The 20,134-nt window shown below is 62.6% G+C and carries 19 protein-coding genes and 1 pseudogene; 11 read left to right on the top strand and 9 right to left on the bottom strand.

Annotation, left to right across the window (positions count from 1 at the left end; translation table 11 throughout):
* Positions 1-94: 94 nt before the first annotated feature.
* From EJ072_RS33015 to EJ072_RS33000, 3 genes are all read left to right on the top strand, one after another.
* Positions 95-943 (top strand): glycoside hydrolase family 108 protein, encoded by an 849-nt coding sequence (locus tag EJ072_RS33015; RefSeq protein WP_126082986.1) that lies wholly within the window; start codon positions 95-97, stop codon positions 941-943.
* Positions 944-1,059: 116 nt separating this feature from the next.
* Positions 1,060-1,353 (top strand): hypothetical protein, encoded by a 294-nt coding sequence (locus EJ072_RS33010; RefSeq protein WP_126082985.1) that lies wholly within the window; start codon positions 1,060-1,062, stop codon positions 1,351-1,353.
* A gap of 175 nt (positions 1,354-1,528) precedes the next feature.
* Positions 1,529-1,882 (top strand): hypothetical protein, encoded by a 354-nt coding sequence (locus EJ072_RS33000; protein ID WP_126082983.1) that lies wholly within the window; start codon positions 1,529-1,531, stop codon positions 1,880-1,882.
* A gap of 469 nt (positions 1,883-2,351) precedes the next feature.
* Here EJ072_RS33000 and EJ072_RS32995 read toward each other — a convergent pair whose 3' ends face one another.
* The 5 genes and pseudogenes from EJ072_RS32995 to EJ072_RS32975 form a co-directional block, all read right to left on the bottom strand.
* Positions 2,352-2,642, bottom strand: a complete 291-nt coding sequence (locus tag EJ072_RS32995; RefSeq protein ID WP_126082982.1) for a hypothetical protein — start codon at positions 2,640-2,642, stop codon at positions 2,352-2,354.
* A gap of 730 nt (positions 2,643-3,372) precedes the next feature.
* Positions 3,373-3,513 (bottom strand): hypothetical protein, encoded by a 141-nt coding sequence (locus EJ072_RS37155; RefSeq protein WP_245467077.1) that lies wholly within the window; start codon positions 3,511-3,513, stop codon positions 3,373-3,375.
* A 312-nt stretch (positions 3,514-3,825) separates the two neighbouring features.
* Positions 3,826-4,014 carry a DUF3606 domain-containing protein gene (locus EJ072_RS32985; RefSeq protein ID WP_126082980.1) on the bottom strand — a complete coding sequence of 63 codons (189 nt, stop codon included), beginning with the start codon at positions 4,012-4,014 and terminating at the stop codon, positions 3,826-3,828.
* 435 nt (positions 4,015-4,449) lie between these two features.
* Positions 4,450-4,812 carry a response regulator gene (locus EJ072_RS32980; protein WP_126082979.1) on the bottom strand — a complete coding sequence of 121 codons (363 nt, stop codon included), beginning with the start codon at positions 4,810-4,812 and terminating at the stop codon, positions 4,450-4,452.
* Positions 4,805-6,993, bottom strand: a pseudogene (locus tag EJ072_RS32975) (PAS domain S-box protein). The gene EJ072_RS32980 and the pseudogene EJ072_RS32975 overlap by 8 nt, the downstream one beginning before the upstream one ends.
* Positions 6,994-7,772: 779 nt before the next feature.
* Between EJ072_RS32975 and EJ072_RS32965 the strand changes: the two are divergent.
* Together EJ072_RS32965 and EJ072_RS32960 are read left to right on the top strand one after the other, a co-directional pair.
* Positions 7,773-8,066, top strand: coding sequence for a hypothetical protein (locus EJ072_RS32965; RefSeq protein ID WP_126082978.1), 294 nt, complete (start codon positions 7,773-7,775; stop codon positions 8,064-8,066).
* Positions 8,063-8,479, top strand: a complete 417-nt coding sequence (locus EJ072_RS32960) for a hypothetical protein (RefSeq protein WP_126082977.1) — start codon at positions 8,063-8,065, stop codon at positions 8,477-8,479. The genes EJ072_RS32965 and EJ072_RS32960 overlap by 4 nt, the downstream gene beginning before the upstream one ends.
* A gap of 514 nt (positions 8,480-8,993) precedes the next feature.
* On the opposite strand, the gene EJ072_RS32955 is transcribed toward EJ072_RS32960, so the two are convergent.
* Positions 8,994-9,926 (bottom strand): YbhN family protein, encoded by a 933-nt coding sequence (locus EJ072_RS32955; protein ID WP_126082976.1) that lies wholly within the window; start codon positions 9,924-9,926, stop codon positions 8,994-8,996.
* A 250-nt stretch (positions 9,927-10,176) separates the two neighbouring features.
* Between EJ072_RS32955 and EJ072_RS32950 the strand changes: the two genes are divergently transcribed.
* On the top strand, positions 10,177-11,559 hold the full coding sequence (locus tag EJ072_RS32950) for a Ppx/GppA phosphatase family protein (protein WP_126082975.1): 1,383 nt from the start codon (positions 10,177-10,179) through the stop codon (positions 11,557-11,559).
* Positions 11,556-12,269, top strand: a complete 714-nt coding sequence (locus tag EJ072_RS32945; RefSeq protein ID WP_126082974.1) for an RlmE family RNA methyltransferase — start codon at positions 11,556-11,558, stop codon at positions 12,267-12,269. Before EJ072_RS32950 ends, EJ072_RS32945 begins: the two co-directional genes overlap by 4 nt.
* A 218-nt stretch (positions 12,270-12,487) precedes the next feature.
* Here the strand turns inward: EJ072_RS32945 and EJ072_RS32940 are convergent, their stop codons facing one another.
* Entirely contained in the window at positions 12,488-13,909 is a 1,422-nt protein-coding gene (locus EJ072_RS32940; protein ID WP_126082973.1) for an MFS transporter, read from the bottom strand.
* Between the two features lie 280 nt (positions 13,910-14,189).
* Between EJ072_RS32940 and EJ072_RS32935 the strand changes: the two genes are divergently transcribed.
* The 4 genes from EJ072_RS32935 to EJ072_RS32915 all read left to right on the top strand — a co-directional run bounded on the left by EJ072_RS32935 (position 14,190) and on the right by EJ072_RS32915 (position 17,486).
* A complete protein-coding gene (locus EJ072_RS32935; protein WP_126082972.1) occupies positions 14,190-14,462 on the top strand; it encodes a hypothetical protein in 273 nt (90 codons plus the stop codon).
* Positions 14,463-14,902: 440 nt separating this feature from the next.
* The gene (gene guaB / locus EJ072_RS32925; RefSeq protein ID WP_126082971.1) at positions 14,903-16,405 is read left to right on the top strand and encodes an IMP dehydrogenase; all 1,503 of its coding nucleotides are present in this window, start codon (positions 14,903-14,905) and stop codon (positions 16,403-16,405) included.
* Positions 16,406-16,451: 46 nt separating this feature from the next.
* Positions 16,452-17,000 (top strand): hypothetical protein, encoded by a 549-nt coding sequence (locus tag EJ072_RS32920; protein ID WP_245467075.1) that lies wholly within the window; start codon positions 16,452-16,454, stop codon positions 16,998-17,000.
* 66 nt (positions 17,001-17,066) lie between these two features.
* Entirely contained in the window at positions 17,067-17,486 is a 420-nt protein-coding gene (locus EJ072_RS32915; protein WP_126082970.1) for an MAPEG family protein, read from the top strand.
* 1 nt (position 17,487) lies between these two features.
* Here EJ072_RS32915 and rnd read toward each other — a convergent pair whose 3' ends face one another.
* Complete coding sequence (gene rnd, locus EJ072_RS32910; RefSeq protein WP_126082969.1) at positions 17,488-18,639, bottom strand: ribonuclease D; 1,152 nt, start codon at positions 18,637-18,639, stop codon at positions 17,488-17,490.
* A 181-nt stretch (positions 18,640-18,820) separates the two neighbouring features.
* Positions 18,821-20,047, bottom strand: coding sequence for an MFS transporter (locus EJ072_RS32905; RefSeq protein ID WP_126082968.1), 1,227 nt, complete (start codon positions 20,045-20,047; stop codon positions 18,821-18,823).
* Positions 20,048-20,134: the final 87 nt, after the last annotated feature.

The following is a 20,134-nucleotide window of genomic DNA, read 5'->3' as shown; positions in this document are numbered from 1 at the left end:
CTCAAGCTTCGTGAAGCAATCCAATTCTGAAGTCCCCCTGCCGCGGCCCTCAATCGCCGGCGCGCCGGAAAGTTCCCAACCGAAAGGAAAATCAATGACCGGATCCCGCGAGCACGAATCGCTCGCCCGCGTGCTCGCGCATGAGGGCGGATACAGCAACCATCCGGCGGACCCTGGCGGCGTCACCATGAAGGGCGTCACCCAGCGGGTCTATGACGCCTACCGCCGTAGCAAGGGCCTAGCCACCCGCTCGGTTAAGGGTATCACCGGCCAGGAGCTCTTCGACATTTACGACCGGCAATACTGGGACGCCGTGAAGGGCGACCAGCTGCCAGCCGGCGTCGACTATGTCGTTTTCGATGGTGCGGTGAACTCAGGGCCGAAGCAGTCGATCATCTGGCTACAGCGCGCCCTTGGGCCGCTCTATCAGGGCCGTGTGGACGGCGTCATCGGTCTCGGCACCGTCGCCGCAGTGCAGGGCTGCAACAACCACGATGCACTGATCGACCGCATCTGCGACCAGAGGCTCACATTCCTGCAGCATTTGAAGACCTGGAAGGACTTCGGCCGCGGCTGGCGTTCGCGGGTGGCCGAGGTCCGCTCGATCGGCCAGGCATGGGCCACCGGCGCGATGCCCCAGATGGCGAACTTCGTCGACGGCGGTCAGGCCAAGGCATTCGTCGAGGACGCCAAGCCCGCGCCTTCGACGGCACCTGCCGATGCCGCAGCCGGCGGCGGCGTCGCCGGCGTCGGCCTGTCGGGCACGCTGGCCGAGCTGCAGAACCAGCTTTCCCCCTTCAGCTACACGAGCGAGTGGATCGGCAAGGTGGTCCTCATCCTTGCCCTGGTCAGTGCCATCTTGGCGATCGGCGGTCTGGCCTATGGCTGGTATGCCCGCCGCAAGGCCGAGCGCCTGGCGCTCGCCATCGGCAAGGCGGGCTGAGCCATGGAAAACCTGAAGGCAGTTCTCACCCAGGCGATCGAGAAAGCGCTGCCGGTCCTCGCCGGCTTCGCGGTCGGCGTGCCTGTCGGCATGGCGCTGGTTTGGTGGATGTTCCTGTGAGCTTCCTCGTCACCTTCATTGTCGACCGGCTTGGCGTCTCGCGCCTGGCCGCCGGCGCGATCGCATGGGGCGCGATCGTCCTCATCGCGTCGGGCGCCGCGCTCTGGGCCTACGAGCTCATCAAGCACAAGGGCGCCGACGAGCTGCGCGCCAGGATCGAAAAGGAGAACCATCATGCGATCGATAAGGGCATTGATGCTCGGCTGTCTTTTGACGACTGCATCGACGCTGGCGGCGTGTACGACTTCCGGCATCAGCGGTGTGCCAGCCCTGCGCTCGGCCCTCGGTAACAGCCTCGCCGGCGCGCAGGGCAAGACGCTCGCCGACCAGAACAGGATCGACCGGACGATGGCGCCCGGCTGTGCCGTTGGCCTCTATACGGGCGCTGAGTGCGACCGGCATACCAGGGCAAGCGCCGCGCGCCGCGCCGAACTGAAATCCTAGCCGGCAGAAGGCATCCAGCAGATGGCGGACTTCAATTCGAACATCGTTTTTCTGATGGCCGTCATCGGCGCAGTCGGCGGGCTGTGGTGGCGCATCGAAGCCGCGATCAAGGTGGCGCGGGACGAGGTCAAGAAGGATGCGCGTGACGCGCATCTGCGCGCCGACACGGCGATGGCCTCGGTCTCCTTGTTGACCGAGCAGCTTGCGGCGCACAAGCTCCACGTTGCAGAGACCTACATCACAAAGGCCGGCCTGCGAGAATTCCGTGACGAGGTGATGACCGGCGTGCGCGACCTGAAGGGCAGCGTATCCACCTTGCACGAGCGCATGGATCGCTTCATTGAAGGCGACAAGATCGAGCGAAAGCGCTCCTAGATACAACTTAGACCGTCTGGGTGGGCATTCAGTTGAGGTGCCGCTTCATGATGTCGTTCAGCCATCTGTTGAGGCTGACTTCCGGTGGCCGATTGGACTCTTCTGAAAGCGCAACCCGCAAGGTCAACTCCACCAACTCATCACCCGCCTCCGTGGACCCGCCGCGGTAACGAGCGGCCTTTCTACGCAGCGGACCTAGAAGCTGCACCACCGACTGTGGCGTTTGCCTTGTGGAGGTTGCCATGACAGCAAAATAGTCGGGACGAGCGGCATGCACGAATACATTTGATAGTGTCGCCCCACGATGACGGACTGGTGATCGCCGCCCTGGCGAGACTGCCGCGCGATCACACTCGCCTGGTTGCTAGGCTTAACATTTGTGAAAGCGCGGGTTCCAAATCACGTGCATTTTAAACGCTCGACCCTTGGTAGTGCCGTCGCCTGTGACATCGGCGACGGGCTTTCTCTATCAGGTGGATGTCTTCCGCTTCGGCGCCACATGACTGGTGACAAGTCGCACTGCGCTGCGCTTGACCGTAATGCCGAGATCTTTGCCGCCGACGGTCACGCTGTCCCCATCTACCCTGGTGACCTCCCCCGTAAGCTCAATCTTCTGCCCGCTGCTAACGTTTGGTGTGGTGTCCACAATCGAATGGGGCTGATGATATGAGGGGATCAGCACGCTCACTCGATCCTCAGTTACGCGCTTGCGGATCGTTGCGGTGATCGCAACGGTATCCCCGACCTTGATGCTGCCCATCGCCATAAGGCGAGTCTGGTGCGGCTACGCCGTTAGTCAAGCCTGTTCTACTGTACATAAAACTGTCTGCAACCCGTTGGACGCTTGTTGGTTGTAGGCGAAGCGGTCGATCCCTTCGGGGTATAGCCGCTGGACGTCTCAGGGTCAGCCCGTGGCCATTTTCCTCCCGAGCATGGCGACGGGCCCTTCCATGACAATATCAGACCCGGCCAGCCCGCTTCCTTTCAACTATGATATTGGCCTCGCGTAGGAGCGAGGGCACTCAAAGCCTAAGACCCCAATCAACTCTTTCGCTTCCTCTACCGAAATCCCGGTTTCTTCCATTAAGCGTTGGATGATATAGGCCCTGGCGTTTTCTGGTCTGCCGGGCGTGTCAGTCACGGGAAATCTCCTACTGGGATTCAACCCGCCGCCTAAACACTTGTTCCGCCTCACACGGCTCGCGAAACCGCCCGTTTGAGATATAATTCACCTCCGTGCGGGCAATGGTTTTCGCCCCCGCGGGGTGAGGGAACGATGGCGAAATCACACCTGACGGCGCCGGACGCCTAAATCATACGATCAGCCTTCCTAAACGAAGTCCAGGAAAGCCAGGCGCCGGAAAGCCAATGGCGGGAGATGGCTACGCAGCTGATCCAGTCGTACACCGGCCACAAGGATGTTGATCCCCAAATTCTGGATTGGATTATTCGGAAGCTGGCTTAACCTGCGGTGCTCGCGAGACTGAGATCTAGCCCTTGACGCTTGGCGCCGGCGGCTTCGTCGCGTCGAATGACAGCCACTCCACCGTGGCGACAATCGCGGCCGCCAGTGCCTCGGCCTCGTCGAGCAGCGTCGGGCCGTAATGCCCGTTCACTTGCTCCTCGCTCATCAGGACGCCAGGCGGGCAGTGCTCTTCGATGGTTGCCCTGATCAGCAATAGAGCTGCGCGGCAGTCCGGATCATTTATTCGGCTGCCCCTCATTTCGAGAAGTCTCGCGGTACGGCCTCAGCGAGACTGAACTCCGAGACGCTGTCTGCCTCCTCGTCGACCACCCGAAACCAATGCTCCTGCAAACCTCTGGTGGAGACCGGCGTTTGAGCGACATGCTCTACCGCCCTTAGCGGTTCTTCAGCGTCTACGGTTTGCCACGAGACGACCTCTTCGCCGTAGAGCTCTTCCACCTTGTACCGGGGCACTCAATCACCTCCGTCCCATGGCTTTCGCCTCGCGCTCGAGAGTAGTCCGATCATTGCCGTGCTTCTTGATCAGCTCGCGAACCTGCTGAGGTGTCAGTCCGACCTTCTGGGCGAAATACTCAACCTCGTATTCCTCGTCCGCCGAGACCCGGTCCCGATCGCGAAAGTCCCGCTTGCTCTTGTCATCTGCCATTAGGGCGTCCTCCTGAATGTTGAAGAACATTGACGAGGCCGTGAAAGTTCCCGCTCTCTTTAGCCACTGCTAACGGAACCGAAAGACCGCTGCGCTATTGAGTCGCCGTTCGGGGATGTGTGCATGCGTAAGGACGGCCTCAGGCTCAGCTTCATCAAGCCGATGGAGCCGGAGCGGTTCGACGATCCGCCGGCCGGCTCCGAATGGAGTCACGAAATCAAGTTCGACGGCTACCGGACATAGGTGATCAAGGATGCCGACGACATCCGCCTCTACACCAAGATCGGCATCGACTGGACGGACAAATACCGGTGGCGAACAAAGAGAGGCCCTTGGCGGCGCAGGAGTAGGTTCAAGCCCGTTAACGCCGGGCTGCGCCACGTGACCTTTCAGGGTTTCGGACGGAAGCTGATCTCATTGCGGGAGAACTCAAACCTATCGGCGCAACGCAATGCAAAGGGCTCGCTCCAGCTCCGCCGGCGCGAACGGTTTAGCCAAGACCTGGCAGTCGCTGAATGTCGCCGGCATCCCCATCCTGCCGTACCCTGTGCTAAATATAAACGGGATATTCCTGCTCTGCAGTTCCTGGGCAACCGGGAAGACAAGCTCTCCGCCGAGGTTAACGTCCAGTACCGCGAAATCGAAGGGTTCAACACTGGCAGCCGACAATGCCTTGCCAAGCGTAGCCACCGAAGCTGCCACCACGCAACCTAGTTGCTCCAGCATGTCCTCTATCAGTAAAGCAACGCTGCCTTCGTCCTCGACGACCAGCGCACGCAAGCCGGCCAGCTCACCCATTCCTAACAGTGCCCCGCAGTGGAATGGTCACTCGGCATGAAAGTCCCTGCGGTTCGAAGGTGATATCGAGCTCACCGCCAAGGTCGCGTTCGATGCAGCGCTCAATGAGCCTGGTGCCAAATCCACGCCTCGTCGGCGCCTGAACGGGCGGGCCCCCCAGTTCCTGCCAGAGTAACTCCAGCCGGTTGAGATCGGGTCCTTCGGAAAGCTGCCAGCTGAGTGACAGTGTTCCGCTGGCGGAGGACAATGCCCCGTACTTTGCCGCGTTTGTCGCAAGTTCGTTCAAAACCATAGTGAGATTGAGAGCGGTTTTGGGGTCGAGCATAGCCGCCGGCCCGTGGATCTCCACCCTGTCCCCAGAAGCTCCTGAGATCGGGTCCAACAACTCCCGAGCGAGAAAATCGAGCGGCGCGTCCTCCCAACGACGCTTCGTCAGCAGGTCGTGGGCGCGGGCAAGCCCCAGCAGCCTGCTTTGAAAACGCTGCCCAAATCCCTCAAGGCTTTCCGAATGGCGCGCAGTTTGGACTGCCAGGGACTGCACTGTCGCCAGCGTGTTCTTGACGCGATGATTTAGTTCGTCGATCAGCATCCTTTGCCTGTTCTCCGCCTGCTTGCGCTCGGTGATGTCGACCAGCATGTTAATGGCGCCAATCAGCTTGCCCTGGCTGTCATAGAGCGGGGTGGGATAAGGTATGAATGGGACGAATGTGCCGTCAGGCCGCTCTGCCAACGCCTCAACTCCGCGCACCGCGCGGTTCTCTTTGAGGGCCACAGCCATCGGACATTGATCGTGCGGCAGAGGAGTCCCGTCAGCCGTGTAAAGGCGCCAAGTCACACACCACTCATCGCCAAGCTGAGGGCGGCGTCCTGCCATATCAATGCAGGCTTTATTGAAAAATGTTATGCGGCCGCTCGGGTCGGTGGTGTAGACCGCGGCGGGCATGGCCTCAAGGAGGTCTCGCATGTGCTGCTCGCTCTCGCGGATTCGGTCTTCCATGCGTTTGGCTTCGGTCACGTCTTGGATAATGCGCACGCCGTAGACAAACTGTCCGGACTGGTCGCGGACTGCGGAAGCGTAGACGTCGAGGTAAACGATTGTGCCGTCCGGCCAGCAGCAGCGCTTGCGCAGCGTGTAGTTGTCGATCTCTCCGCCAACCTGACGGGCGTAGAGGGTTGCGTCCTCTGCGCGGTCTTCCTCATGCGTATAGTCGAGGAACGTCATCTTCAGGAGTTCCTCGCGTGCGCGGCCGAGCATTTTGCAGATTGCGTCGTTCACGCGAAGCAAGCGACCGGTCTCGTCTATCTCGGTAATACCGACAGTCGCCGCCTCATAGGTTGCGGCCAGGCGCTCCTCGCTCTCGCGACGTGCCCTTTCGGCTTCATTGAGGTGCGTCACATCTATAGTGAAGCACCGTGTGTTGACAAATTTGCCATCATCAACGCGGCTGTTGGAGGTGATCAGCACCTGCTTGATGGACCCGTCCTTTGCACGAAGTCGCGCAGGTTGCCGGTCTAGTCTTTCACCGCACGAAAGCTTGTGAAGGATGTCGCCGATGACAGGAGCGTCCACGTGAAATTCTGCGATGTGACGGCCTACATACTCCTCCTCCGAATAGCCGAGGAGTTTCAGTTCAGCCTTGTTCGCCCTCAGAACGATGCCTTCGCTGCTGACGATATGCAGCCCAACCGCTCCGTTCTCAAAAAAGTCCTCCAAGTCCTTGCTCTTCTGGCGGACGTCATCCTCGACCGCCTTGTGAGCCGAAATGTCCTGAAAGCAATTGATCGCGCCCTGTATGTTGCCGCCGTGATCTTTGAGGGCTCGAATGTTGACAAGGCCGTGATGCGGGAGCCGTCAGGCCTCTCCATAATGACCTCTGCGTTTCGGGTGGCAGCGCCTGAGCGAACTGCATCGGCCATCGGGCACGTCTCGTGCGGCAGCGGCGTGCCATCAGGCAGGAACAGGCGATGCGAGCCGCAGAACCGCTCCTTCGTTTCGTCTAGCCTTGGAGTCCGTCCCCAAAGTGCGGCAGCCTCTGAATTGTACTGGATGAGCCAGCCTTCGTGATCGCAAAGGTATACAGCCCCCGGAATGGCATCCAGAGCAGTTGGGGCAGCCGCGACGAGAGCCTCAAACTCCGTCAGCTTGCGCGATGCGCTGGGCAGTCTCTCGATATTCGACATGTCCGCCCTCCCTAGGCGCTCTCCGCGATTTAAATGTCAGCAAGGAAACAAGCCCAGTTGAGATCGGAACTACGCCCCCAGCAAAGCCACGTTGCGCGCGGCAAAGTTACTTCCAACGCCCGGAGCTGGTTTTTGTTCCGCGCCCTTGAAGAGCCCGACGGGTGTGGTTACGCCCTACTCGGACGTTGATGCAGTTTTTGTGTTGCGGGTATAGTATGACTTCACGATACACAGCTGATCGGGAGGCCCGACTCGGTTTCATCCGTAGCGCATTACTAAGGGCCGAACTACCTGTCCTCACTCCTAAGGTCGGGCCAGCCGGCCCGGATCATGGCCCGGGGGATCGCAGCTCTGCTTCTCCCTTGGCGTTTTCCTTCTGCGTCATGTTGTCGGCAGCGATCAGCCGGCGCAGCGCGCGCTTGGCCTCCTCGCGTCCAGCCGGCCTCGATCATGCAATCAATGATCGCCTGAAAACCCGGCTCCGTGGCCTCCTGGCAGTCGACCTCGCGGTCGGGATAAACGCCGGTGCGCGGCTTTCTGATCAAAGGTAGGCCTCCCCGTCGCTGCGGTGCTCGTAGCAGAACCAGTGCGACGGTCTCTTCGGCTTGGCAAATCCCCAGCCGGCATCCTTGCCGCAGCCTTCTGTTCGCAGACATGCCCGAGCGGGCCTCGAGTGCACTGCGTGATCATCTCTCCAAGGCGTGTCGGCTCGTCGCTCATGACGAAAAGATTCCACAGACCGGCTTGACGGGCAAGGAATTTGTTCTCATTTCGTTCTCATGGCGCACGAGAAGGTCGATACGCTGGGCAAGGCGACCCGGCACAATTTGCTGTTGAAGGTGGAGTGCGCGTGCGGGAATGTGCGCTACTGCCGTTCGGCCGACTTGATGATGGTCTATGGCGGCGGCGCGGATCCGTTCAAGTTGAAGTTCGACTGCAGCCGCTGCAAGCCCGACATCCAGCTGACGTTGCTCGAGCTGCACCCCGACCACCTGCCGAGGAAGCTCGTCATCCACAAGCCGATGAAGGTCGACGGCAAGATCGTATGGCACACCGAGCGGTTCCGACCATGAAGGAGCGCTACCAGGTCGAGGCCACCGAGAGCGGCTACCGGGTGCTCGAGCAGGCCGGAAAGGTGCTCGCGATCGTCGAGCGAAGGCCGCAGGCGTTCAAGTTCGTCCGCGATCGCGGCGGCCGCGTTCAACTCCAATGGGCGAGGACAGTGATCGTCAACCAAACTTTGCCGCGCGATTTTTCCGCAACGCATGGCGGTTCTAGGGCCGGCCGCATCATGACCGTGATCAGCGGGGATCAGCGGGGAAGCTGGGCCTGGTTCGTGAATGGGAAAGATCCCGATACCGGCCGTGGTGGAAGTTTTTCAGGACGCGAAGAAACCAAGGATCAAGCCGTTGCGCAACTCGAAGCCGTCTATACCGAATTCATCGCCGATGCCGACAAATACGGGCCAACAAAGCTACATGCTTGAAATCACCACTGAACTCGAAAAGCTGCTGGCCGTCATGCCCGGCCCCGTCTCGATAGTGGCCGGCATAGCTGTGTTGCGCGCCATTGGCCTAGATGACCCGGACGGAGATTTGCAGGCAACGATTGGGACGTTCGCGGCCGAAAGGGGCAGGGCGATCAGGTTCGATCGCGGGGCAGATCACGTGAGCTTAACAGCCCAAAGTCGAGGGCCAAAGACACTCCTCAAACGCTCTGAAAAGTTAGACAATTCACCCGCTAACTAATTGATGGCCGACGAGCTGTTAGACAGGAGAGGTGGGGTTAAGTGCTTGACATTTAAGCGATAGCACAGGAGTCAGAGTCCGTGGGTCTACCGTTAACCTATTCCCCAGCAGGCGCGTCTGGTATCGCGCTAGCCAAGCGGCTCATGTGCCGCGAGCGCTGCCTTGTAGCCGCCATCGGAAAATAGTCAAGCCCGCAACTGAGATCAACCGCAGCCTTTTTGCGGATGCTCCCCGCGGAAGCGGGCAAAGGGCTCAACTGCCGCCTTTGCTGTACTGCGAATGCTCGAAATAGAGCACCATGCAAAGGCCGATCAGCAGCGGAATGATGAGATAGAACAGGCGGAACACCAGAAGCGCTGCAAGCACGCCCACAGGATCCATGTCCGAAAGTCCGGTGAGGAAGACGACCTCGAACACGCCGAGCGCGCCCGGCGCATGCGACAGGAGCCCGATCGAGAACGAGACCATGAACACGCCGAGCACGACGAAATAGCCGGGGTTGCCGGTCTCCGGCAGGGCGAAATAGATGATCGCGGCGGCGGCCAGCAGCTCGACAGGCCCGACCAGCAACTGTCTCGCCACGATCGGCAGCGCCGGGTAGTGCAACTGGAAGGAGCCGATCTTCAGCGGTCTCAGCCCCAGCCAGCTGCCGAAGGCATAGGCGCCAACGAGGATGAGCATGGCAAGCCCGGCGGCGAAGGCGGCGCCATGGTGCGGCGTGCCGGTGAAGCGAGCGATGATCTGCGGCTCGAACAGCAGAACGAGGCCGCCGAGGAAGACGCTGGAGAGGATGAAGGTGAACCAGCAGATCGCCACCAGCACGCCGATCTCCTGGCCGGTCAGCCCCCTTGTGGCATAGGCGCGATAGCGGATCACCGCGCCGGAAAACACTGAGCCACCGATATTGTGCGACACCGCGTAGGTGGTGAAGGAGCACAGCGTGACGAACAGCCACGATACTTTCTTGCCGATATGCAAGAGCGCTATGTGGTCGTAGCCGGCGAGCGAGGCATAGGCGACGACGGAGCTTAGCGCCGCCAGCACCCAGCCGCGCGGCGGGATGGCGGCGATACCGGCCCAGACATCGTCGAGCGATACGCCGCGCAATTCGTGAATGAGCAGCCACAGCGAGAACGCAACGGCCGCGATGCCTATGACCGGCCAGAAATAGCGCCTCCAATTCATGGCGTCGTCATCATGCGTTGCAGCTCATTGTTGTGATGGTGCCCAACCTCTTTGAACCAGCATTTGAGACATGCCTGATTGAAGCCGGCTATTCAACCGGCAAGACATTGCCCCGACGTGACCCTGCCAAAATTCGAGCCCCGCGCTCTTGGTGATTGCGAACGGCACTGCTACTCTGTTGCCAACTTGAAACAAATCGAGGTGCCTGCTGCGTCCGTTCCCGGTTCGCGCGGCGCCGGAAGGAACTGAAGTGGAAGACCACGATACCGGCGCGGGCGCGTCGGCAGTGGGCATGTCCGGGGCATCGCCGGCGCAGTCGGGAGGCCCGCAACCGGCGCGATTCAGCCGCCACACGGGTGCGCACCAAAGACATGCCGACCCTAGACATGCCGGCCCCAAACATGCAGGCCAGAGACAGACTGGCGCCGGTCAGGCCGACCAGCATGGCGATCAGCCGAAAGGCAAGACGCGCAAGCGCCGCAAGCGCAAGCGCGGCCGCAAGGTGTTCGCGCGTGACGAGAACGGCGCCGTGCCCAATGCCGCGCCTGCCGGCACGACGGCAAGCCAGCCTCAGAGCCCGCCCTTGCAGGCCGAGCGAAGGCCGCCGCTCCAGCCTCCGCCACGTCCGCCCCAGCCGGAATTGCCCGTCTTCGCCGCGCTCGACCTCGGCACCAACAATTGCCGGTTGCTGGTCGCGGTGCCTGGACGTCATGGCCAATTCCGCGTCATCGACGCTTTCTCGCGCATCGTCAGGCTGGGCGAGGGGCTGACGGCCAGCGGCCGGCTCGGCGAGGCGGCGATGGACCGCGCTGTCGAGGCGCTGAAGGTCTGCGGCGAGAAGCTGCGCAACCGCAAGATCAGGAAAGCCAGGCTGATCGCCACCGAGGCCTGCCGCTCGGCCGCCAACGGCGTCGAGTTCCTGGATCGCGTCGAGCGCGAGGCCGGGCTGAAGCTGGAGATCATCGACCGTCAGACCGAGGCCCGCCTTGCCGTTTCCGGCTGCGGCTCGCTGGTCGAGCGCGACACGCAAGGCGTGGTGCTGTTCGACATCGGCGGCGGCTCGTCGGAAATCGCGCTGATCGACCTGACCGGACGGCGTTCGCCACGTCTGGCCAATCACATCGTCTCCTGGACGTCGCTGCCTGTCGGCGTCGTCTCGCTCGCCGAGCGCTTCGGCGGCCGCACTGTCACGCGCGATACCTTTGCCGCCATGGTCGACGATGTGGCTACGCGGCTGAAGGCCTTCGACGGCCGCGACCGGCTCGCCCATGTGCTGGCCAGCCCCAACTTCCATCTGCTTGGCACGTCCGGCACGGTGACGACGCTGGCCGGCGTGCATCTCGATCTCGAGCGCTACGACCGCCGCCGCGTCGACGGGCTGTGGATGGACCGCGACAGCGTTGACCGCATGATCGAGCGGCTGATCGGCTGGGATTTCCAGCAGCGTTGCGCCAACCCCTGCATCGGCGCCGACCGCGCCGATCTCGTTCTCGCCGGCTGCGCCATCCTGGAAGCGATCCGCGGCGTGTGGCCGTCCGAGCGGCTGCGTGTCGCCGACCGCGGCCTGCGCGAGGGGATCCTGAGCGAATTGATGGCCGATGACGGCGTCTGGCGGAATGATGGGCGCCGATGACAAAGAAACCGGAAAAGCCGGGCTCAGCCAGCCTGCGCGTGCTCAAGACCCGCATCAAGAAGAAGAGCGGCCTGAAGGAATCGTCGCGCCGCTGGCTCGAGCGCCACATGAACGATCCTTATGTGCAACGCTCCAAGGCCGACGGCTACCGCTCCCGCGCGGCCTACAAGCTGATCGAGATCGACGACAAGCACCATTTGCTGAAGCCCGGCATGAAGGTCATCGACCTGGGCGCGGCGCCCGGCGGCTGGTGCCAGGTGGCAGCCGCGCGGACGAAGTCGAGCGCCGAGAATCCCCATGTCGTCGGCATCGACTATCTCGAAATGGATGCGGTTCCGGGCGCCGTCATCCTGCAGATGGACTTCCTCGATCCGGACGCGCCGCAGAAGCTCGCCGAGGCGCTCGGCGGCCAGCCGGACGTGGTACTGTCCGATATGGCAGCACCCACCACCGGCCACCGCCGCACGGATCATCTGCGCACCATGCATCTGTGCGAAGTCGCGGCCGATTTCGCGCTGCACGTGCTGAAACCCGGCGGGCATTTCCTCGCCAAGACATTTCAGGGCGGCGCCGAGAACGAACTCTTGTCGCTGCTGAAGCAGAACTTCCGCTCCGTCCATCATGTGAAGCCGCCGGCTTCAAGGGATGAGTCGGTGGAGCTGTATTTGCTGGCGAAGGAGTTCAAAGGTCCCGGAACTTCGTCATTCTAGGGCGAAGCAAGGAGCGACGCGCGCAGACCCTAGAATCCATGCCGTTACCTCGGCCAAGAAACACAGCGGTCCAGAATTCGTGGCCGACATTCGCCAGAGCTGCTCCAAGTCCTGCACCGCAGCGGCGCTGAAACATCACGGCATGGATTCTAGGGTCTGCGCGCCGCTTCGCGTCGCTCCGCCCTAGAATGACGAAGTTAGGGCAGGGCGCGCCACCTCTACTTCCCCGCCGTGCTCACCGTTTCCAGGGTCTTCGGCGTGGCCAGCCGGCCATGGCCCGAGACGGCACTGCCGGCTTCCGGCGCCAGCCGCATGAAGGTGATCGATGCCGCGGCGGACACTGCCGCCACGATGAAGAAGGCGATGTGGAAATCGCCGAGCGTCAGCGCCCCGCCATGGATCGAGGTCGAGACTTCGAGGATGCCGCCTGCCAGCGCCACGCCGAGCGCGATCGACAATTGCTGGAAGACCGCGGTGATCGGCGTCGCCTTGCTGGTGTCGGCGGCCGTGATCTCGGCATAGGAGAGCGCGTTGACGCCGGTGAAGAACATCGAGCGGATGAAGCCGCCAACCAGAAGGATCGCCAGCATCAGCACATAGGGCGTCTGCGGCGTGAACAGGCCGTAGATGGCGATCGAGGCGGCCGCGACCAGCGAGCCCCAGATCAGCACCCGCCGGAAGCCGGCAATGCGGAAAAGCAGCGCGGTGACGAACTTCATGCCGATGGCGCCGATCGCCGAAACGAAGGTGATCATGCCCGACTGGAAGGGCGTCAACCCGAAACTGATCTGGAACATCAGCGGCAGAAGGAACGGCACCGCGCCGATGCCGATGCGAAACAGCGAGCCGCCGAGCACGGAGGACCGGAAGACCTGGTTGCGGAACAACTCCAATGCCAGCAGCGGGTTCTTCGCGCGGCGGGCGTGGATGAGATAGAGCACGCCGGAGATCAACCCGACCGCCACCGTGATGAAGCCGGCCATCGGCGGCAGCGCCGGCAGGCTGACGACGGAAAGGCCGAAAACGACCCCGGACGCTGCGAGACCGCTGAGCACAAATCCAGGGAAGTCGAGCGGCGGCGTCTCGGCCGGCGCGGTTTCCGGCAGATAGCGCGTGGCGAGCCAGATGCCCAGCAGCCCGATCGGCACGTTGATCAGAAAAATCCAGTGCCAGGTCAGATAGGTGGTGATGAAGCCGCCGATCGGCGGGCCGACCAGCGGTCCGACCAGCGCCGGCACGGTCAGCCAGGACATTGCCGCGACCAGCTCGCTTTTCGGCGTGGCGCGCACCAGCACGAGGCGGCCGACCGGCGTCATCATCGCGCCGCCTATGCCTTGCAGGAAGCGCGACACCACGAAAGCCGGCAGCGAATTGGAAAAGGCGCAAGCGACCGAGCCAGCGATGAACACGCCGATCGCGGCTCGGAACACGGTCTTTGCCCCGAACCGGTCCGCCATCCAGCCACTGATCGGAATGAAGATCGCCAGCGACACCAGATAGGCCGTCAGCGCCAGCTTCAGCGCGATCGGGCTGGTGTGGATGTCGACGGCGATCGCTGGCAGCGACGTCGCGATCACGGTCGAATCCATGTTCTCCATGAAAAGAGCGACCGCCAGGATGAGCGGGATGGTACGGTTCAAGGGGAAACGCCCTGATTTGTCTTTGCGATTCTAGGCCCGGCTTGGGGGCGAACCGGCTACGACGGGCGGGTATCACGCCTTCGCCCGCATGTCGCATTAAATTGCTGTCACTTTTGCGCGAACGCACGGCTGGTGGCCTCATGTCATAGTTTTGAGGTCAGTCGAGCCTATCAACGTTTCCAACGTCTTCGATGTGCAGGCTGCTCGACAAATCTCGGCTCGACAACCTTCAAAGGCAAGAGCCAAATACAATAAGCGGTTTGCAAAGCAGGGGGCGGAAATGGACACCGAAAACGCAAATTTGACGGCCGAACAAGCCAGGCTCAACAAGATGCTAACGCGGGGCGTTGTGTTTTCTATTGTCTGGCTCGCCGGTTTTGGGTCTTCTTATGCGCTTTACCAAGGGCTTCTGGCACGACGGATGTTAAAGCTGAATCCCATGCTTCGGGGGAATGGGCTCGCCTGGTGGTGCATCATCGCGGGAGGGCTTGGGGCCGCGGTCCTATGCGTGACAGTGGGCATCGGCATTTTCAACGCCGTGGCGGAACGCTAATCAGTGGCGACATCCAGACGCATTCAGCGAAGAAGGCGTCGAAATGGATGAGGTTGTTTCGTCAACGGACGTCAAACGCAGATCTCCAAGATCCTGCGCGGCGTCCTGAGCGGACGAAGCTGTGTTGTGATGAGCCGAGGCGTGCGGTAGCCCGGATCATTCCGTCGGCAACCCCCGAGCGCCACTGTCGTGCCGCGCTGCTGTCCCGGCTTCAGCAGCAGCCTATTGTCAACGCCGCAAGCCTTACCCGCGAGGATGTCTACCGGGACGAGTGGTGAAAGCCGGTGGGCCGTATAACAGCTACTTGAAGCGCCGCGCAACGACCGGCTTTCCTTCCGCCCCAGGACGTGTTACCAGCCAGCGCCAATCCTGAAAGGGAAGATGAGAGTCGGCGCTGGCCAATCGGCCCAGCGCCTTTTCCGCATTCAAAAGGACTGGCCATGGGAAAAATCATCGAAACGTCCACCGGCGCCCTGGCGCTGACCTTCGACGACGTGCTCTTGCAGCCCGGCCACTCCGAGGTCATGCCGGGCGAAACCGACATCCGCACCCGCATCGCCGGCGATATCGATCTCAACGTGCCGATCCTGTCGGCGGCCATGGACACCGTCACGGAGGCGCGGCTGGCGATCGCCATGGCGCAGGCCGGCGGCATCGGCGTCATCCACCGCAACCTGACCCCGGCCGAGCAGGCCGAGCAGGTCCGGCAGGTCAAGAAATTCGAATCCGGCATGGTGGTGAACCCGGTCACTATCGGTCCGGACGCCACGCTTGCCGACGCGCTGGCGCTGATGCGCTCCAACAGCATTTCCGGCATTCCCGTGGTGGAGAATGGCGGCACCGGCGGCCACACGGTCGGCCGCCTGGTCGGCATCCTCACCAACCGCGACGTGCGTTTCGCCTCCGATCCGGCGCAGAAGGTTTACGAGCTGATGACCCGTGAGAACCTGATCACGGTCAAGGAGAATGTCGACCAGGACGAGGCCAAGCGGCTGCTACACAAGCACCGCATCGAGAAGCTGGTGGTGGTCGACAGGAACGGCAATTGCGTCGGCCTGATCACCGTCAAGGACATCGAGAAGTCGCAGCTCAATCCGCATGCCACAAAGGACGCACAAGGGAGGCTGCGCGCCGCCGCCGCCACCAGCGTCGGCGATGACGGCTTCGAGCGCGCCGAGCGCCTGATCGACGCCGGCGTCGACCTGCTTGTCATCGACACAGCGCACGGTCATTCGCAGCGCGTGCTGGATGCGGTGGCGCGGGCCAAGAAGCTCTCCAACTCCGTGCGCATCCTGGCCGGCAACGTCGCAACCGCCGATGGCACGCAGGCGCTGATCGACGCCGGCGCCGATGCGGTCAAGGTTGGCATCGGCCCGGGCTCGATCTGCACCACGCGAATCGTTGCCGGTGTCGGCGTCCCGCAATTGTCGGCGATCATGTCGGCGGTCGAGACGGCCAGCAAGGCCGGCGTCAGCGTCATTGCCGATGGCGGCATCAAATATTCGGGCGATCTCGCCAAGGCGCTCGCGGCAGGCGCGAGCGCGGCCATGATCGGTTCGCTGCTCGCCGGCACGGACGAGAGCCCGGGCGAGGTCTATCTGCACCAGGGCCGCTCCTTCAAGGCTTACCGCGGCATGGGCTCGGTCGGCGCCATGGCGCGCGGCTCGGCCGATCGCTACTTCCAGGCGGAGGTCCGCGATACGCTGAAACTGGTTCCGGAAGGCATTGAAGGGCAGGTTCCCTACAAAGGACCTGTTGCTGGCGTGCTGCACCAGCTTGCGGGCGGCCTGAAAGCCGCTATGGGTTATGTGGGTGGACGTGACCTTGCAGATTTCCGCGAGCGCGCCACCTTTGTGCGCATATCCAATGCCGGACTTCGTGAAAGCCACGCCCATGACGTCACGATCACCCGCGAAAGCCCCAATTACCCGGGCGGAATTTGATCGGGAGGCCGATCAGTCCGATCGTCAGGGCGGACTGTGGTGTGATTTGAGCGTGGCGGTGCTGCGGCTGTCGCGGCACGCGGCGGCGCTCTCCATCGCTTCGATTGCGCTTTTCCTGGCCATGACGGCGCTGGAGTTCCTCTATTTCCAGCGCTTGAGCGGCGGCCTGGCCTCGCTTGACATCCGCGTTGCCGGCTTCACCCCCGACGAAGGCATGGCCTGGCTCACGGCGCTCGGCCGCCGCGGCGGCGAGATCATCATCGTCTGGCACTATTTGACCTTCGATGTCCTGTTCCCGGCGCTGCTGTCGCTGACGCTGGTCAGCCTCATCCTTGTTTACGGGCGGCGGCTCAGCACGTTCCGCGCCATGTCAGCGCAGTTGCAGGCACTGTTCTCGCTGGTGCTGGTGCTTCCCTACGCGGTCGCCGACTACGCCCAGAATTTTGCCGTGGCGCGATTGCTGTCCGATTTCCAATCGGCCAATCCCGATTCGCTCGCCTTCGCTTCCTTGCTGACCGTCACCAAATTCGCGCTGCTGGCGATCCCGGTCTTCGTTATCGCAGTCTTCGCGCTGGCCGGGCAACGGTGGCGCTAAAGCAGTTCCAGGAAGAGTGTAAAACGGTTTTCCGTCCGCAATTGCGTTAGGAAAAGGGAGGGGCCGATGCGCCAGACCGCCATCTTCTGGCCGATGCTGGCGCACGTGCTGCTGGTCTATATCGTCTATCTGGTGATGCTCAAACGGCGCTACGGGGCTGTGAAATCAGGCGAAGCCAGGGTCAGCCAGTACAAGCTCCGCTCGACCGAACCCGCTTCGAGCGTCACCGTCGCCAACAATCTGATCAACCAGTTCGAGCTGCCGGTTCTCTTCCACGTGCTCTGCCTGGCGCTGTTCGTCACCAACGGCGTGAACTATCTGACGCTGGCGCTGATGTGGCTGTTCATCCTCACGCGCTATGTGCACGCCTGGGTGCATCTCGACGGAAACCATGTGCCGCACCGCACCGGAGTCTTCTTCCTCGGCGCCGGCATACTTCTCCTGGCCTGGGTCTGGTTCGCGCTCCACCTGCTCGGGGTGGTTTGATTTAAAGATCGAACACCGCAATCCTGCGCTTGTCGAACTTGATGCCGATTTCGCCGCGCACCAGCCTCAGCGCCTGATCGCCGAAAACGGCGCGCCGCCAGCCCTGCAGCGCCGGCACGTCGGCTTCGTCGCCCTCGGCCGCGATGCGATCGATATCGTCGCTGGAGGCCAGCACCTTGGTGGCGACGCCTTCCTTTTCGGCGACGATCCTGAGCAGCACCTTGAGCAGCTCCGCCGCCGCGTTCGATCCTTCCGGCGGTTGCACGCTCTTTGGCAGTTTCGGCATCGCATCCTTGGGCAGCGCGAGGGCGGCGTTGACTGCGCCCAGCAGCGCGGTTGCCGTCGCGGAGCGTTCCCAGCCTTTCGGGGTGGTGCGCAGCTTGCCGAGCGCCGCCGCGTCGCGCGGCGCCTGTTGCGCGATCTCGTAGATCGCGTCGTCTTTGAGCACGCGGCCGCGGGGCACATCGCGCTCGCGCGCCTCGCGCTCGCGCCAGGCGGCCACCGCCTGCACGATCGCCAGCTCCTGCGGCTTGCGCAGCCGCATCTTCAGCCGTTTCCAGGCATCCTCGGGATGCGGATCGTAGGTCTCGCGCGAGGTGAGGATATCCATCTCTTCGTTCAACCAATGCGCGCGATCCTCGCGCTTCAGCTCGGCGCTGAGATGCTGGTAGACCTTGATCAGATGGGTGACGTCGGCAAGCGCGTATTCGAGCTGCTTGTCGGAGAGCGGCCGGTGCCGCCAGTCGGTGAAGCGCGAGGATTTGTCCAAGCGCGCCCCCGTGACCTTCTGCACGAGCTGGTCGTAAGAGACGCTGTCGCCGAAGCCGCAGACCATCGCCGCCACCTGGGTGTCGAACACCGGATGCGGCACGAGATTGCCGAGATGGACGATGATTTCGATGTCCTGGCGCGCCGCGTGAAAAACCTTCAGCACCGCTTCATTGGCCATCAGCCGGAAAAACGGCTTCAGGTCGATGTCGGGGGCCAACGGATCGATAAGCGCCTCGATCCCAGGTGCGGCGATCTGGATGAGGCAAAGGATCGGCCAGAAGGTCGTCTCGCGGATGAATTCGGTATCGACGGTAACGAATTCCGACTTTTCGAACGCCCCGACAACGCTCTCGAGTTCTTCTTGTGTGGTGATGACGCGCATCAAATCGCTTCTGGCACAATATTAGGCCCCTTTCAATTTCAGCCGCGCGCGCTTTCGTCAAGCCGCCGCAACGTAAGCGGTGGCTGGATCGCCAGGTTCTCCCATGCGAAATCGCACGGCGCGCCTGCGCGCCAAGCCGCCATACCCTCAGGCCGTCACGCTCCGCTCCGCCAAGAGCCCTTCATGCCTCATAGGCCCGCGCCGGCACCCGCTCTCTTGTCGGACCGGACATCGCGCCGTCCGGAACCGCGCTCGGCGATGGCCGCCGGCCGAGCGCGCCCGCTGCCGCCAGGCTGAGCAGGATGAACGGTATGCCGATGCCATATGCCGAGCGGATGCCCCAATGGTCCGACACGAAGCCGAGCAGCGGCGGCCCAAGCAGGAAGGCGACGAAGGAGATCTGCGACAGCGCCGCCACATTGATCGCCGCGGGGCGATCGGTGCGCTGAGCCGCCGCCGAGATCGCCAGCGGGAAGATGGCGCTGCTGCCGATGCCCAGAAGCGCAAAGCCCAACATCGAAATGAAGGGCAGGGGCGAGAAAAAGACGGTGAAGACGCCGGCCATCATCGTCGCCAACAGCACGCGCGCCACGCCGCTCGGCGAGTGGCGGTCCACGAAGCTGTCGGCGAAGAAGCGCGTCGTCGCCTGCGAGAAGGCGAACAGCGCCACGGTGAAGCCGGCGGTCAGCGGGCCGGATTCGAACACCGTGCGCATATAGATCGCCGACCAGTCCATGCTGGCGCCTTCCATCAGCATCGCCGACAGCGTCACCGCGACGAGGATGAGGATCGGCAGCGTGGGGCGCGCGAATATCGGCGCTTCGTCGCTGGTCGCGGCGAACCGCGCCGGCGCCGGCTCAAAGCCGCCGAGGAACAGCGCCATCGCAACCGCCACCATCGGCACTACCAGCGCCAGATGCAGTTGCGGCGAAAGGCCGAGATGCGCCAGCGCGCCGCCGAACAGGCCGGCGCCGAAGAAGCCGATGCTCCAGAAGGAATGCGCCCGGTTCATGATGCGGCGTTGGAGCAGGAACTCGGTCCTGTCGGCCTCGACATTCAAGATGATCTCGATGCTGCCGATCATCAGCCCGACCGGAACCAGCATCAGGAACAGAGACGCCGGGCCAGGCGCGTGCATCGCTATCGCATAGGCCAGGCCAAGCAACGGCACCAGCCAAAGCAGCGCGCGGCGAAAGCCTACACGCTCCAGGATAGGCGTCGCCAGCGTCAGCGCGACCAGTGTGCCGATCGGCGTGCCGATCAGGGCGAGCCCGAGCGTGCCATCCTCGATCCGCATGGCTCGCTTGATGTCGGGCAGGCGCGGGAAGATGTTGCCCATGGCAAAGGAATAGATCGCAAAGCCCACATAGACGCGGTGCTGCGGAGCGAGTTTCAGGCCAAGGGTCATCGCGGGCATCCAACGAACAAGGAGATACGGCGGGCGAACTCCTCGACCCGCTCACGACCGTGTTCTTGCATGAACAGGCAAAACATG

The organism is Mesorhizobium sp. M2A.F.Ca.ET.046.03.2.1, from assembly GCF_003952425.1.
In the GTDB taxonomy this organism is placed as follows: Bacteria; Pseudomonadota; Alphaproteobacteria; order Rhizobiales; family Rhizobiaceae; genus Mesorhizobium.
This window is presented reverse-complemented; position numbering and strand designations above follow the sequence as displayed.